General features: G+C 61.4%; 14 protein-coding genes. 10 read left to right on the top strand and 4 right to left on the bottom strand.

The window, feature by feature from the left end:
• Positions 1 to 78 precede the first annotated feature (78 nt).
• Complete coding sequence (locus ACW9IN_RS29085; RefSeq protein ID WP_003194436.1) at positions 79 to 405, bottom strand: DUF1820 family protein; 327 nt, start codon at positions 403 to 405, stop codon at positions 79 to 81.
• A 131-nt stretch (positions 406 to 536) separates the two neighbouring features.
• Here ACW9IN_RS29085 and miaB point away from each other — a divergent pair, with 131 nt between their 5' ends.
• From miaB to lnt, 5 genes are all read left to right on the top strand, one after another.
• Positions 537 to 1,865 (top strand): tRNA (N6-isopentenyl adenosine(37)-C2)-methylthiotransferase MiaB, encoded by a 1,329-nt coding sequence (miaB, locus tag ACW9IN_RS29080; protein ID WP_457369088.1) that lies wholly within the window; start codon positions 537 to 539, stop codon positions 1,863 to 1,865.
• 252 nt (positions 1,866 to 2,117) lie between these two features.
• Positions 2,118 to 3,125, top strand: coding sequence for a PhoH family protein (locus ACW9IN_RS29075; protein WP_457369087.1), 1,008 nt, complete (start codon positions 2,118 to 2,120; stop codon positions 3,123 to 3,125).
• Positions 3,118 to 3,576: an rRNA maturation RNase YbeY gene (gene ybeY, locus ACW9IN_RS29070; protein ID WP_457369086.1), complete on the top strand. Its 459-nt coding sequence runs from the start codon at positions 3,118 to 3,120 to the stop codon at positions 3,574 to 3,576. The genes ACW9IN_RS29075 and ybeY overlap by 8 nt, the downstream gene beginning before the upstream one ends.
• 42 nt (positions 3,577 to 3,618) lie before the next feature.
• Entirely contained in the window at positions 3,619 to 4,458 is an 840-nt protein-coding gene (locus tag ACW9IN_RS29065) for an HlyC/CorC family transporter (protein WP_457369085.1), read from the top strand.
• Between the two features lie 10 nt (positions 4,459 to 4,468).
• Positions 4,469 to 5,989, top strand: coding sequence for an apolipoprotein N-acyltransferase (gene lnt / locus ACW9IN_RS29060; RefSeq protein ID WP_457369084.1), 1,521 nt, complete (start codon positions 4,469 to 4,471; stop codon positions 5,987 to 5,989).
• 61 nt (positions 5,990 to 6,050) lie between these two features.
• On the opposite strand, the gene ACW9IN_RS29055 is transcribed toward lnt, so the two are convergent.
• Together ACW9IN_RS29055 and ACW9IN_RS29050 are read right to left on the bottom strand one after the other, a co-directional pair.
• A complete protein-coding gene (locus ACW9IN_RS29055) occupies positions 6,051 to 6,812 on the bottom strand; it encodes a YdcF family protein (RefSeq protein ID WP_457369083.1) in 762 nt (253 codons plus the stop codon).
• A 116-nt stretch (positions 6,813 to 6,928) separates the two neighbouring features.
• Positions 6,929 to 7,246 (bottom strand): hypothetical protein, encoded by a 318-nt coding sequence (locus ACW9IN_RS29050; RefSeq protein ID WP_457369082.1) that lies wholly within the window; start codon positions 7,244 to 7,246, stop codon positions 6,929 to 6,931.
• Between the two features lie 261 nt (positions 7,247 to 7,507).
• Between ACW9IN_RS29050 and leuS the strand changes: the two genes are divergently transcribed.
• The 5 genes from leuS (at position 7,508) to ACW9IN_RS29025 (ending at position 13,602) form a co-directional block, all read left to right on the top strand.
• Positions 7,508 to 10,114, top strand: coding sequence for a leucine--tRNA ligase (gene leuS / locus ACW9IN_RS29045; protein WP_457369081.1), 2,607 nt, complete (start codon positions 7,508 to 7,510; stop codon positions 10,112 to 10,114).
• 88 nt (positions 10,115 to 10,202) lie between these two features.
• The gene (locus ACW9IN_RS29040; protein WP_457369080.1) at positions 10,203 to 10,808 is read left to right on the top strand and encodes an LPS-assembly lipoprotein LptE; all 606 of its coding nucleotides are present in this window, start codon (positions 10,203 to 10,205) and stop codon (positions 10,806 to 10,808) included.
• 39 nt (positions 10,809 to 10,847) lie between these two features.
• Positions 10,848 to 11,885, top strand: a complete 1,038-nt coding sequence (gene holA / locus ACW9IN_RS29035) for a DNA polymerase III subunit delta (RefSeq protein ID WP_457369079.1) — start codon at positions 10,848 to 10,850, stop codon at positions 11,883 to 11,885.
• A gap of 165 nt (positions 11,886 to 12,050) precedes the next feature.
• Positions 12,051 to 12,215 (top strand): alternative ribosome rescue factor ArfA, encoded by a 165-nt coding sequence (gene arfA / locus ACW9IN_RS29030; RefSeq protein ID WP_457369078.1) that lies wholly within the window; start codon positions 12,051 to 12,053, stop codon positions 12,213 to 12,215.
• Between the two features lie 61 nt (positions 12,216 to 12,276).
• Positions 12,277 to 13,602 (top strand): lytic murein transglycosylase, encoded by a 1,326-nt coding sequence (locus ACW9IN_RS29025; protein WP_457369077.1) that lies wholly within the window; start codon positions 12,277 to 12,279, stop codon positions 13,600 to 13,602.
• Between the two features lie 113 nt (positions 13,603 to 13,715).
• Here ACW9IN_RS29025 and ACW9IN_RS29020 read toward each other — a convergent pair whose 3' ends face one another.
• On the bottom strand, positions 13,716 to 14,636 hold the full coding sequence (locus tag ACW9IN_RS29020; RefSeq protein WP_457369076.1) for a S66 peptidase family protein: 921 nt from the start codon (positions 14,634 to 14,636) through the stop codon (positions 13,716 to 13,718).
• Positions 14,637 to 14,716: the final 80 nt, after the last annotated feature.

The following is a 14,716-nucleotide window of genomic DNA, read 5'->3' as shown; positions in this document are numbered from 1 at the left end:
CTCCCACAGTTGAAAATATTCACAATTCAAAATGTGGGAGCTGGCTTGCCTGCGAAGGGCGCGACGCGGTCTAAAGCCTTATTTCTCGGGCATCGGCATCGGAAACGGCATCACATTGCTCGTGCCCCGTGCCTCGCTGATCTTCGGCGTGCCCAAGCGTTCGACCTCATCGATGCGCACGATCGAATGCATCGGTACAAAGCTGCGCACCACGCCCTCGAACTGCGCTTTGAGCTTTTCTTCGCCCGGATCGACGACCAACTGGGTGCGCTCGCCAAAGACGAACTCTTCCACCTCCAGGAACCCCCACAGATCGCTTTGATAGATCTGCTTGGCGTACATTTCGAACACCTGGCCCTGGTTGAGGAAAATCACCTTGTAGATTGGAGCTTCACGTTTGGTCATGGTGGGCGGATAACACATCGGGGCTATAAAAGAGGGCGCGAACTATAGCATGGCACCCGATGTACAACGCTAGGAACCAATGGGCATGCCCCCTATAATGCGCGGTTCTTTACCACCAGTTGACGATTCCCATGGCCAAGAAGCTTTACATCGAAACCCACGGTTGCCAGATGAACGAGTACGACAGCTCGCGCATGGTCGATCTGCTGGGTGAACACCAGGCCCTGGAAGTCACCGCCCGCGCCGAAGATGCCGACGTAATCCTGCTCAATACCTGCTCGATCCGTGAGCGGGCCCAGGACCGCGTGTACTCGCAACTGGGCCGCTGGCGCGAACTGAAGCTGGCCAACCCGGACATGGTGATCGCCGTCGGCGGTTGCGTGGCCAGCCAGGAAGGTGCAGCCATTCGCGACCGCGCGCCCTATGTCGACGTGGTCTTCGGCCCGCAGACCCTGCACCGCCTGCCGGAAATGATCGACGCCGCGCGCATCAGCAAGCTGCCGCAGGTGGATGTGTCGTTCCCCGAAATCGAAAAGTTCGACCATTTGCCAGAGCCGCGTATCGACGGGCCGAGTGCCTATGTGTCGGTGATGGAAGGCTGCAGCAAATATTGCACCTTCTGTGTGGTGCCCTATACCCGCGGTGAAGAAGTCAGCCGGCCATTTGACGACGTACTGTCGGAAATCATCCACCTGGCCGAAAACGGCGTGCGCGAAGTGACCCTGCTGGGGCAAAACGTCAACGGCTATCGCGGCGTGACCGACGACGGCCGCCTGGCCGACCTGGCGGAACTGATCCGCGTGGTCGCTGCCGTGGACGGTATCGAGCGCATCCGCTACACCACTTCGCACCCGCTGGAATTTTCCGACAGCCTGATCCAGGCACACGCCGAAGTGCCGGAGTTGGTCAAGCACCTGCATTTGCCGGTGCAATCGGGCTCGGATCGCATCCTCGCGGCCATGAAGCGCAACCACACCGCTCTGGAATACAAATCCAAACTGCGCAAACTGCGCGCAGCGGTGCCGGGCATCTGTATCAGCTCGGACTTTATCGTGGGCTTCCCCGGCGAAACCGAAAAAGACTTCGAGCAGACCATGAAGCTGATCGAAGACGTCGGTTTCGACTTCTCCTATTCCTTCGTCTACAGCCAGCGCCCGGGCACCCCGGCTGCCGATCTGCTGGACGAAACCCCGGAAGCGCTGAAAAAGGAGCGGTTGAACGCCCTGCAACACCGCCTGAACCAGCAAGGCTTCGAGATCAGCCGACAAATGGTCGGTTCAATCCAGCGCATCCTGGTCACCGACTATTCGAAAAAAGACCCGGGCGAGTTGCAAGGCCGCACCGAGAACAACCGAATCGTCAACTTCCGCTGCGATAATCCGACCCTGATCGGCCAGTTTGCCGATGTGCACATCGATGCGGCGCAGCCTCATTCGTTACGTGGGTCGCTGGTCAACTGACACAAACGCTCTGACTACAAATGAAGATCAAATGTGGGAGCTGGCTTGTCGGGTCGCCGCATCGCTGCGATAGCGATGTAACAGCCAGCCTCTATTTTGGATGTGCCGGCCTCATCGCAGGCAAGCCAGCTCCCACAGGGGTTCTTCATTGTTATTGAGATCGAGGCCAGCCGATTTAAGTGCTTTCGTACCCGCGCCTCTGGCGTTATTCTCTCTTTCACATCCATTGCCAAAGGGCGGCTAAAAGCGACCTTGAACGCACCCACAGTAGAACCCCATCGTTTTCTCCTCGAGCCGTTTGAGGCTCGCCGTTTCGCCAACCTGTGCGGACAGTTCGACGAGCACCTGCGCCTGATCGAACAACGCCTGAGCATCGAGATCCGCAATCGCGGCAATCAGTTCGAACTCATTGGTGAACCTCAGCACACCACGTCCGCAGAAAACCTGCTGCGTCGCCTCTATCGCGAAACCAAGGGCAGCGAACTGTCGCCGGAAACCGTGCACCTGTACCTGCAGGAGTCGGCCATCGAAGACTTGGCCAACAACCCTGTGGCCGAGGCCAGCGTGGCGCTGCGCACCAAAAAGGGCATGATTCGCCCGCGCGGCCTGAACCAGCAGCGCTACGTCAAAGAGATCCTCGGCAACGACATCAACTTCGGCATCGGCCCCGCCGGTACCGGCAAGACCTACCTGGCCGTGGCCTGCGCGGTCGACGCCCTGGAGCGCGAGCAAGTACGCCGCATCCTGCTGGTACGCCCAGCGGTCGAGGCCGGCGAAAAGCTCGGTTTCCTGCCCGGCGACCTGGCGCAGAAGATCGACCCATACCTGCGCCCGCTCTACGACGCGCTTTACGAAATGCTCGGCTTCGAATACGTGGCCAAGCTGATCGAGCGCCAGGTGATCGAGATCGCCCCGCTGGCCTATATGCGCGGTCGTACCTTGAACAACAGCTTCATCATTCTTGACGAGAGCCAGAACACTACCGTCGAACAGATGAAGATGTTCCTGACCCGTATCGGCTTCGGCTCCACCGCCGTGATCACCGGTGACATCACCCAGGTCGACCTGCCCAAGGGCACCAAGTCGGGCCTGGCCCATGTCATCAAGGTGCTCGAAAATGTGCCGGGCATCAGCTTCACGCACTTCCAGCCCAAAGACGTGGTCCGCCATCCGCTGGTGCAGCGCATCGTCGAAGCCTACGAGCGCTTCGAGACTGCCGCCGCAGAGGCCTCGGCACAGGACTCACGCCGCGATGCTTGAGCTCGACCTGCAGCGGGCCACCGACGCACCCGCCCCCAGCGAAGCACAGTTCCGCCAATGGTGCGCCCTGGCCCTGCGCCAGCGCACCGCCGACTCGGAACTGACCATTCGCCTGGTGGACGAGCCCGAGGGCCGCGAACTGAATCACACCTGGCGCCAGAAGGACTACGCGACCAACGTGCTGTCCTTTCCCGCCGACGTCCCCGATGAGTTACTGGACATCCCACTGCTGGGGGACCTGGTGATCTGCGTCGAGGTGGTGGAACGCGAAGCGAAGGAACAAGGCAAGGAACTGGAAGCCCACTGGGCCCATCTAGTTATCCACGGCTGCCTGCATCTCTTGGGTTACGACCATATAGACGATGACGAAGCCGAAGAAATGGAATCACTGGAACAAACGTTGCTTGCAGAATTGGGTCATCCGGACCCGTATGCGGACGACGACGCTTGAAAAACACTCAACTGTAACGATAAAGGATTCAGAGTAATCGCTATGAGCGAAGACCGATCGAGCAACGGGCAGAAGTCATGGCTGGGCAAATTGACCCAGGCTTTTGCCCACGAGCCGAAAAACCGCCAGGAGCTGCTGGAGCTCTTGCGCGAGGCCCATCAGAACAAGTTGCTGGACAGCGAAGCGCTGGCCATCGTCGAGGGCGCCATCCAGGTGGCTGACCTGCAGGTGCGCGACATCATGGTCCCGCGCTCGCAGATGATCAGCATCAAGGCCGTCCAGACTCCACGGGAATTCCTCCCGGCCGTGATCGATTCGGCGCACTCGCGCTACCCGGTGATCGGTGAAAGCCATGACGACGTCATGGGCGTTCTGCTGGCCAAAGACCTGTTGCCGCTGATCCTCAAGGAGAACGGTGATAACTTCAACATCAAGGACCTGCTGCGCCCGGCCACCTTCGTGCCCGAGTCCAAGCGCCTGAATGTGCTGCTGCGCGAGTTCCGCGCCAACCACAATCACATGGCCATCGTGATCGACGAATACGGCGGCGTGGCAGGCCTGGTCACCATCGAAGACGTGCTGGAGCAGATCGTCGGCGACATCGAAGACGAACACGATGTCGAAGAGGACAGCTACATCAAGCCGCTGCCCAGTGGTGACTTCCTGATCAAGGCGCTGACGCCCATCGAGAACTTCAATGAGTTCTTCGACAGCGAATTCTCCGACGATGAGTTCGACACCGTGGGCGGCCTGGTGATGAGTGCATTTGGCCATCTGCCAAAGCGCAACGAAACCACCGAGATCGGCGCGTATCGCTTCCGCATCCTGAATGCCGATAGCCGTCGTATCCACTTGATCCGCCTGACTCCTATTGCCCGTTAAGGACTGACATATGCGGTTCACCGCTCCCGGCTGGCCCGGTAATTTGCTGGCCGTGGTGGCCGGCGCCATCACTACCCTGGCGCTGGCGCCGTTCGACCTGTGGCCGTTTGCACTGGTAGCGGTCGGTTTGTTCTATGTCGGGCTACGGGAACTGACGCCACGCCAGGCCCTGGGCCGTGGCTGGTGCTTCGGTTTTGGCCTGTTTGGCGCCGGCACCAGTTGGATCTACTACAGCATCCACCACTTCGGCGGCGCTTCGGTGCTGCTGGCAGGTTTCCTGATGCTGTTGTTCACCGCTGCGATTGCCTGGTTCTTCGCTCTGCCCGCCTGGCTGTGGGCGCGCTGGCTGCGGCGCAACGAAGCGCCGTTGGCGGATGCGCTGACGTTCGCCGCGCTGTGGGTGGGCCAGGAAGCGTTTCGCGGCTGGTTCCTCACCGGTTTCCCTTGGCTGTATTCCGGTTACAGCCAGCTCGACGGCCCGCTGACGGGTCTCGCGCCGCTGGGTGGCATCTGGCTGATCTCTTTTGCGTTGGCATTGACCGCCGCCGTGCTGTGCAACCTGCCGCGCCTGCTGGCCAGTAAACGCAATGGGTTTATCGCCGCCGGCCTGGTGCTGCTGGTTGCGCCCTGGGCCGTGGGCCTGGCGTTCAAACACCATGCCTGGACCACGCCATCCGGCGCGCCACTGAGCGTGGCCGCCGTGCAGGGCAATGTCGAACAAAGCATGAAGTGGGACCCGGAACAGCTCAACGCGCAACTCGCCCTGTACCGCGATATGAGCTTCACCTCCAAACGGGTCGATTTGCTGGTGTGGCCGGAGACGGCGGTGCCCGTACTCAAGGAGTCCGTCGAGGGCTACCTGGGCATGATGGGCAAGTTCGCCGCCGACCGGCACAGCGCGCTGATCACCGGCGTGCCGATTCGTCAGGAAGTCCATCACCAGAAACGCTACTTCAATGGCATCACCGTGGTTGGCGAAGGCGACGGTACCTACCTGAAACAGAAACTGGTGCCCTTTGGCGAATACGTGCCTTTGCAGGACATGCTGCGCGGCCTGATCGCCTTCTTCGACTTGCCGATGTCGGACTTCGCCCGCGGCCCGTCCGACCAGGCGATGTTGCAGGCCAAGGGCTATCAGATCGCACCGTTCATTTGCTACGAAGTGGTGTACCCGGAATTCGCCGCCGGCCTCTCGGCCCAAAGCGACTTGCTGCTGACCATCAGCAACGACACCTGGTTCGGCCGCTCCATCGGCCCCCTGCAACACCTGCAAATGGCGCAGATGCGCGCATTGGAAGCCGGGCGCTGGATGATCCGCGCCACCAACAACGGCGTGACCGGCCTGATCAACCCGTTCGGGCAGATCACCGAGCAGATCCCGCAGTTCGAGCGCGGCATTCTGTATGGCGAAGTGGTGCCGATGCACAACCTCACGCCCTACCTGCAATGGCGCTCGTGGCCGTTGATCATTGTGTGCCTGGGGCTCTTTGGTTGGGCGCTGCTGGCGGGCAGAATGTCTAAAACCGTCTGACCAACATACACAAGACCCTGTGGGAGCTGGCTTGCCTGCTCCCACATTTGGATGTGTGGTGTTACTTATAAAACAACCGATACCCCACCTGCCCCACCGCTTCATTGATCAGCTGTCCGCTCTGCCATACCGACTTGAACTCCGGCATCCAGCCGCCCAACGGGCGCGCGTTATCCACCCCCAGAAAACCCACGGGCGCCGGCACCACGGTGAAGCCCGCCTGTTCAAAGCTCCAGACCGAACGCGGCATATGCCAGGCCTGGGTCACCACCACCACACGCTTGATGCCCTCTGGCAGCAGAATCTCGGCGCTCATCTGTGCGTTTTCCCAGGTGGTGCGGCTGCGCTCTTCCTTCCAGCGCACCGTTACGCCGAAGTCATCCTGCATCGACACTGCCATCAACTGCGCTTCGCTGGGCGGCGTGCCGTAATGCAGGCCGCCGGTGGTCAGCACCGGCAACCCCGACGCCTTGGCCAGCCGCGCGGCATATCGTTGGCGTTCGAGCCCGATGCCGGTGGGCTGATCGCTGCCCCAGGCGGGATCGCCGCGCTCACGTCCGGAGCCCAGTACCACAATGGCGTCGGCACGTTGGGCCAGCGTCGACCACGCTTCCCGCGCCAGGGGAGGCTCTGTTTCCAGCGCCCGTGCGCCCCACTCCACCATGACCGGCAGGCTGATCAGCCAAAGCCCGCCAAAACCCAAGGCAAAGCAGCCAGCCGCCAGACGCGGGCGGCGACGGCGAAACCACCAGGCAAACGCCAGCAGCAGCAAGAAGAGGCCGGGCGGCAATAACAGTTGTTTGATGAAATAACGAATAGGCATCGGGCATCTCCATGGATGCCCGAAGCCTAAGGTGGAACAGGGTTTAACGACAATCTTTAGCGTGGTCTGTGTAACAGCCACCTGACGCGACGATGCAGCTCAAGGGGGGCAATGAATCACTTGTACCGGACAGACCGGAGTTTTTCCGGGCCGCGACCGGCTGGCAAGTCCTTGAGCCACACCACCTTGGCAGAGTGCGGGGGCTCCTTGGCTGGCGGGGTTGCCATCCACGGAGGCGCGCTACGCCCGTTCATTTCCAGATAAGCCTTGATCAGCTCCAGTTCCGCGCGGCTCAAACCTCGCAGTTCCAGCTCCACAGGCCGCTCATCACGTAATCGACCTGCTGTATTTGCTGCATCCAATGCACGACCCAAGCGGTCGATCAGTCCCTGGTAGATTTCCGGTTTCGTTAACGTTCGCTGCGATTCAACCATCCCCTCACCTCATTGAAGAAAGACTTGCTCCCCAATAAACAGCGTAGCCCCCGCGGCTACGCCTGCCTTGCGCCGCGACAGACGGCCTTGCACGCGCAATCAGGGTTTCCCTCGATAGAGTGGGGTCATGTATGCTACGGCGCTTCCTGTAACTCCACTTCCCGCAGGGTTTGGGCACGGACGCGCCGCTTTCTGGTGTCGATCTGCCCCGACAGTGCACCGAAGAGGATTAGGCCACCCCTATTCAGTTCAAAAGTAGCCATGCACGAACAATATCAGCCCCGTGAAATAGAAAATGCCGCCCAAACCTTCTGGGACGCGCAGAAGTCCTTTGAAGTCAGTGAACAGCCAGGCAAGGAGACGTACTACTGCCTATCGATGTTCCCTTACCCCAGCGGCAAGCTACACATGGGGCACGTGCGCAACTACACCATCGGCGATGTGATTTCCCGCTATCAGCGCATGCTCGGCAAGAACGTCCTGCAACCCATGGGTTGGGACGCCTTCGGCATGCCAGCGGAAAACGCCGCGATGAAAAACAACGTAGCGCCCGCCAAGTGGACCTACGAGAACATCGCGTACATGAAGTCCCAACTGCGCAGCCTGGGCCTGGCGGTAGACTGGTCCCGTGAAGTGACCACCTGCAAGCCGGACTACTACCGCTGGGAACAATGGCTCTTCACCCGCCTGTTCGAAAAAGGCGTGATCTACCGCAAGAACGGCACCGTGAACTGGGACCCGATCGACCAGACCGTACTCGCCAACGAACAGGTGATCGACGGTCGCGGCTGGCGTTCCGGCGCACTGATCGAAAAGCGCGAAATCCCGATGTACTACTTCAAGATCACCGCCTACGCGGATGAGCTCTTGTCGAGCCTCGACGATCTGCCGGGCTGGCCTGAACAGGTCAAGACCATGCAGCGCAACTGGATCGGCAAATCCAAGGGCATGGAAGTACAGTTTCCGTACAACGTCGATTCCATCGGCGAAGCCGGCGCACTGAAAGTCTTCACCACCCGCCCGGACACCCTGATGGGCGCGACCTACGTCGCCGTGGCCGCCGAACACCCGCTGGCCACCCAGGCCGCCCGGAACAACCCTGAGTTGCAGGCGTTCATCGCCGAATGCAAAGGCGGCAGCGTGGCTGAAGCCGACGTCGCCACCCAGGAGAAAAAAGGCCTGCCGACAGGCCTGTTCGTCGAACACCCGCTGACCGGCGAGAAGCTGCCGGTGTGGGTCGCCAACTACGTGCTGATGCATTACGGCGATGGCGCCGTAATGGCCGTGCCGGCCCACGACGAGCGCGACTTCGAATTCGCCAGCAAATACAGCCTGCCGATCAAATCCGTGGTACGCACCAGCTCGGGCGACACCAACCCCGCCCCATGGCAGGACGCCTACGGCGAGCAAGGCGAGCTGATCAACTCCGGCGAATTCAACGGCCTCGACTTCCAGGGCGCGTTCGATGCCATCGAAGTGGCGCTGATCAAGAAAAACCTCGGTGCCTCCCGCACCCAGTTCCGCCTGCGCGACTGGGGCATCAGCCGCCAGCGCTACTGGGGTTGCCCGATCCCGATCATCCACTGCGAAAGCTGTGGCGACGTGCCAGTACCGGAAGACCAACTGCCGGTCGTGCTGCCGGAAGACGTGGTGCCGGACGGCGCCGGTTCGCCGTTGGCGCGCATGCCCGAGTTCTACGAGTGCAGCTGCCCGAAATGCGGCCAGCCTGCCAAGCGTGAAACCGACACCATGGACACCTTCGTCGAGTCCTCGTGGTACTACGCCCGCTACGCTTCGCCGCACTTCGAAGGCGGCCTGGTGGAAAAATCCGCGGCCGACCACTGGTTGCCGGTGGATCAGTACATCGGCGGTATCGAACACGCCATCCTGCACCTGCTCTACGCACGCTTCTTCCACAAGCTGATGCGCGACGAGGGCCTGGTGAGTTCCGACGAGCCGTTCAAGAACCTGCTGACCCAGGGCATGGTGGTTGCCGAGACTTACTATCGCCGCGAAGCCAATGGCGCCTACACCTGGTTCAACCCGGCGGATGTGGAACTGGAGCGCGACAGCAAGGCCAAGGTTATCAGCGCCAAGTTGATCGCCGACGGCCTGCCGGTGGAAATCGGTGGCACCGAGAAAATGGCCAAGTCGAAGAACAACGGCGTTGACCCGCAGTCGATGATCGATCAGTTCGGTGCCGACACGTGCCGCCTGTTCATGATGTTCGCTTCGCCGCCGGACATGAGCGCCGAATGGTCCGACTCCGGCGTCGAAGGCTCGCACCGCTTCCTCAAGCGCGTCTGGCGCCTGGCGCACGCCCATGTCAGCCAGGGCCTGCCCGGCAAGCTGGACGTGGCCGCCCTGAGCGACGAGCAGAAAGTCATTCGCCGCAGCACCCACCTGGCCATCAAGCAAGCCAGCCAGGACGTGGGCCAGCACCACAAGTTCAACACCGCCATCGCCCAGGTGATGACCCTGATGAACGTGCTGGAAAAAGCGCCGCAAGCGACCGAACAGGACCGCGCGCTGATCCACGAGGGCCTGGAGACGGTCACCCTGCTGCTGGCACCGATCACACCGCACATCAGCCACGAACTGTGGAGCCGCCTGGGCCACAGTGACGCAGTGATCGACGCCGGCTGGCCGGTGCAGGACGATAGCGCGCTGGTACAGGACACGCTGCAACTGGTGATTCAGGTCAACGGCAAACTGCGTGGCCAGATCGACATGCCGGCCAGCGCCAGCCGTGAAGACGTCGAAGCGGCCGCACGCAGCAACGAAAACGTGCTGCGCTTTACCGAAGGCCTGACGATCCGCAAAGTGATCGTGGTGCCCGGAAAACTGGTCAACATCGTCGCTAGCTAATCGGATCGGGCAGGGGGCTCGAGCCCCCTGCCGAACAAAGCCTTCAGGGCCTCGACAAGGCCCACATGGTTTCAAGGGGAGCAACAAAATGATCAAACGCAATTTGCTGGTTATGGGCCTTGCCGTCATGCTGAGCGCTTGCGGCTTCCAGCTGCGCGGCACCGGCACCAACGACCTGACGCTCAAGGAACTGGACGTCAGCGCCCGTGATGCCTATGGCGATACCGTGGTGCAGTTGCGCCAGGTCCTGGAAAACAGTGGTGTTCACCTCTACAGCGGCGCGCCCTACAAGCTGATGCTGGTGAACGAAAAAGAAACCCAGCGCAACCTGAGCTACGCCAGCGCTGGCCGTTCTTACGACATTGAACTGAGCACCGAGCTGGCGTTCCAGATTCAGGGCCGAGACCACTTGCCACTGCTGGGCGACAAAGTCCAGGTACAGAAAATCGTGACCCACGACGGCAACAACCTGGTGGGCTCGGACTCCGAGATCATTCAGGTACGCAAGGAAATGCGCCGCGAGCTGGTACAACGCATGGTCTTGCGTCTGCAGATGCTGACGCCCGAGAAGCTGGATGCCTTGCAACAAATGGCCGACAACAAGGCCAAGGCCGATGCCGATGCGTTGAAAGCGGCGCAGGAGTACGAAGACAACACGCCGAAACAGTCGCCTGTTGAAGTCCCTGTCGAGTAAGCCAGACGGGGCGCCCCCGGCGCCCCGTTCTTCCTGCCTATGAAACTCGCCCCCGCCCAACTCGCCAAACACCTGCAAGGTGGCCTTGCGCCTGTCTACATCGTCAGCGGTGATGACCCGCTGCTGTGCCAGGAGGCCGCTGACGCCGTCCGCACCGCTGCGCGCCAACAAGGTTTCGATGAGCGCCAGGTGTTCGCCGCCGACGCCAGTTTCGACTGGGGCACGCTGCTGCAGGCTGGCGCGAGCATGTCGCTGTTTGCCGAAAAACGCCTGCTGGAACTGCGCCTGCCCTCGGGCAAGCCTGGTGACAAGGGCGCGGCAGCCCTGATGGAATACTGCGCAAGGCCCGCCGAAGATACGGTACTGCTGATCAGCCTGCCCAAGCTCGACGGCAGTGCGCAGAAAACCAAATGGGGTAAAGCGTTGGTGGAAGGCCCGCACACCCAGTTCATCCAGATCTGGCCGGTCGACAGCAGTCAGTTGCCACAGTGGATTCGCCAGCGCCTTTCCCAATCGGGGCTGTCGGCCACCCAGGACGCGGTTGAACTGATTGCTGCGCGGGTTGAAGGCAACCTGCTGGCCGCCGCCCAGGAGATCGAAAAGCTCAAGCTGATGGCCGAAGACGGGCAGATCACCGTCGAGACCGTTCAGGGCGCGGTGGCCGACAGCGCGCGCTTCGATGTGTTCGGGCTGGTGGACGCGATTCTCAATGGCGAACCCGCCCACGCCCTGCGCATGCTCGAAGGCCTGCGCGGCGAGGGTGTGGAACCGCCGGTGATTCTCTGGGCGCTGGCCCGGGAACTGCGGGTATTGGCCAATATTGCCCTGCAATACAGTCAGGGCACGCCTTTGGACAAAGCTTTCAGCCAGGCCAAGCCACCGGTGTGGGACAAGCGCAAGCCGCTGATGAGCAAGGCGCTGCAACGGCATACTGCGCAACGTTGGGCGCAGCTGTTGCTGGAAGCCCAGCGCATCGATGCGCAGATCAAGGGCCAGGCGGCCGGTTCACCGTGGATGAGCCTGAGCCGTTTGTCGCTGTTGATGGCTGGCCAGCGCCTGGCACTCCCTGCCGAATAACGCCCTCAAGAACACCGCATTACCCTGTGGAAGCAGGCAAGCCAGCTTCCACATCAATCGTGCTCACTTCATAAATCGAAAGTACCTACACACCGGCGGGCTTTACAGCGCTGCAACTTAGGCAGATGATCTGCACCGTTTTATCCCCCAACGAGAGTATCGATCATGAGCAAAAAACCGTCCAAGCATGGCCCCAACAAGGCCAAGTCCATCGTCGCCCAGCCATTGTTCCGCAGCCGCCAGGAACGCCCCGGCAAGGGCAAAGGCAGCTACCGCCGCGAAGCCTTCCAGTCTGACAGCTGGGAGGCTTCTTACTTTCTGGCTGCCTGAAGGCAAGCGCCCCTCCGGCATGATAAGGTCTGCACCTGATTTGTAATTCCTGGACCTGTGCATGCCCTCTAGTCTTTCCCGTCGCTGGCACTTTCGCCAGTTGATCGCTGCCTCCAGCCTCATTCTGCTAGTCGCCTGCGCGGAAAAACCCACCGCCGCCGACGCCCAGCCCCTGCCGAAGCTCCAGACCGCACCGGTCGCCGCTCCCGCTGTCGTGGCCCCCTTGGCCGTGGACAACCTCGATATCCAGCCGACCCAGACCTTTGCCGAGTGGCAGGCCGCTTTCCGCGTCGAAGCCCTGAAGGCCGGCATCACAGCCACCGTATTCGACAACGCCTTCGCCAATGTCACACCTGACATGGCCGTGATTCGCGCCGACCGCAGCCAGCCGGAGTTTTCCCGCCCGGTGTGGGAATACCTAGACGGCGCCCTGTCGGCAGTGCGTGTGCGTAATGGCCAGGCCTTGCTGATCAAGTACGCCGATATTCTGCAAAGCATCGAGCAACGTTACGGCGTGGATCGCCAGGCCCTGGTCTCGGTATGGGGCATGGAAAGCAACTTCGGCCAGTTCCAGGGCAATAATTCGGTGATCCGCTCCCTGGCGACCCTGGCCTATGAAGGCCGTCGCCCGGCATTCGCCCAGGCGCAATTGCTGGCCGCGTTGCAGATCATCCAGCACGGCGACATCCAGGCCGACCAGATGAAAGGCTCCTGGGCGGGCGCCATGGGCCAGACGCAGTTCATTCCGACCACCTACAACACCCATGCCGTGGACTTCGACGGCGATGGACGCCGGGATATCTGGAACAGCCCGGCCGACGCCCTCGCCTCCACTGCCCATTACCTGCAAAGTTCCGGCTGGCAGAAAGGCCAGCCATGGGGCTTCGAGGTGAAACAACTGCCGACGAACTTCGATTACGCCCTGGCCGATGGCGGCGTGCGCAAGACCGTTGCCGAATGGCTGAGACTGGGCATCCAGCTACCACCGGGCGCGACCTTGCCGCCAAATGTCGACCAACTGTCCGCCGCCCTGCTGCTGCCGGCCGGTTACCGGGGCCCCGCGTTCCTGGTGCTGGATAACTTCCGCGCGATCCTCAAATACAACAACTCGTCGTCCTACGCATTGGCGGTCGGCTTACTGTCGGAGCGCTTCGGCGGCGCCGGTGTGATTCGTGGCGACTGGCCAAAAGATGAGCTGCCGCTGAGCCGTTCCCAGCGCATCGATCTGCAGACGGCGCTCAGCGCCAATGGCTATGACGCGGGCAACCCGGATGGAATCATCGGCGCCAATACGCGCAAGGCGATTCGTGCGGCGCAGCAAGCGTTGGGCTGGCCGGCGGATGGGTATCCGACGGTGAAGCTGCTGGAGTCGTTGCAGAACCGGTAGATTGTTGCAAGGCGACTACCGCCATCGCAGGCAAGCCAGCTCCCACAGGAGAATGCGTTCCAAATGTGGGAGCTGGCTTGCCTGCGATGACTGCCTGACAGGCGACGACTAACTCAGGTCTTAAAGACCACATCCTGCTCCAGCACCAACCGCTGCGCCCCCGCATCCAGCCTCAGTTGCGCGCCCATCGGCAGTGTCAGGTTCGGATCGCAATGCCCACTGCGCCAGCCGGACAGTACCGGTATGCCCAGAGGGGCGAAGGTCTGCGTCAGCAACCGCTCCAGCACCGCGCTATCCACACCTGCCACATCCCCGACCAGCACACCCGCCACCTGGGCCAGCTTGCCCGCCAGCCGTAAATGGGTGAGCAGGCGGTCGATCCGGTAGATCGGCTCGTTGACGTCCTCGATCAGCAGGATGATGCCTTCGGCGTCAATTTCGTAAGGCGTGCCCATGACCGCTGCAATCATCGACAGGTTGCCCCCCAGCAAACGCCCACGCGCAACGCCAGGTGTGATCGTGACCAACGGATGGTCCGCGGGGTGCTCAAGCACACTCCCAGCCCCCACCTGACCACACAGCAGGTTGAACAACGAAGTCTCGGTAGGCTGGCGCTTATCGCCCAACAGGTCGGCATTGAGCATTGGCCCGTGAAATGTCACGAAGCCGGCGTAACGGTTGATCGCCAGGTGCAACGTGGTGATGTCGCTGTAGCCTACGAATGGTTTGGGGTTGGCGCGCAACAGCGCGAAATCCAGGCTATCGAGCAGACGCGGTGTGCCATAACCGCCGCGCAGGCAGAAGATGGCATCGATATCGGGGTCGGCGAAGGCGGCGTGCAGGTCATCAAGACGGACTTGATCGCTGCCGGCGAGGTAGCCGTCGCGTTCATAAACACCGGGAAAGATACGAAGTTCGTAGCCGCGAGTACGCATCCACTGGCCAGCTTTCTCGACATCCAGTGCCGCAGGGCCGGCGGGGGCGATCAGGGCGATGGTGCCTTCAGAGCGCAAGGCAGGTACGGCAATGCTCATCCATGGACTCCCTATCTATAACGCAGAACGAACTGTGGGAGCTGGCTTGCCTGCGATACAGGCACCTCGGTGTATCTGGT

This window comes from Pseudomonas sp. SDO5271_S396 (genome assembly GCF_054071795.1).
Note: the sequence above shows the minus strand (reverse complement) of the source record. Positions and strands in the feature narration are given on the sequence as shown.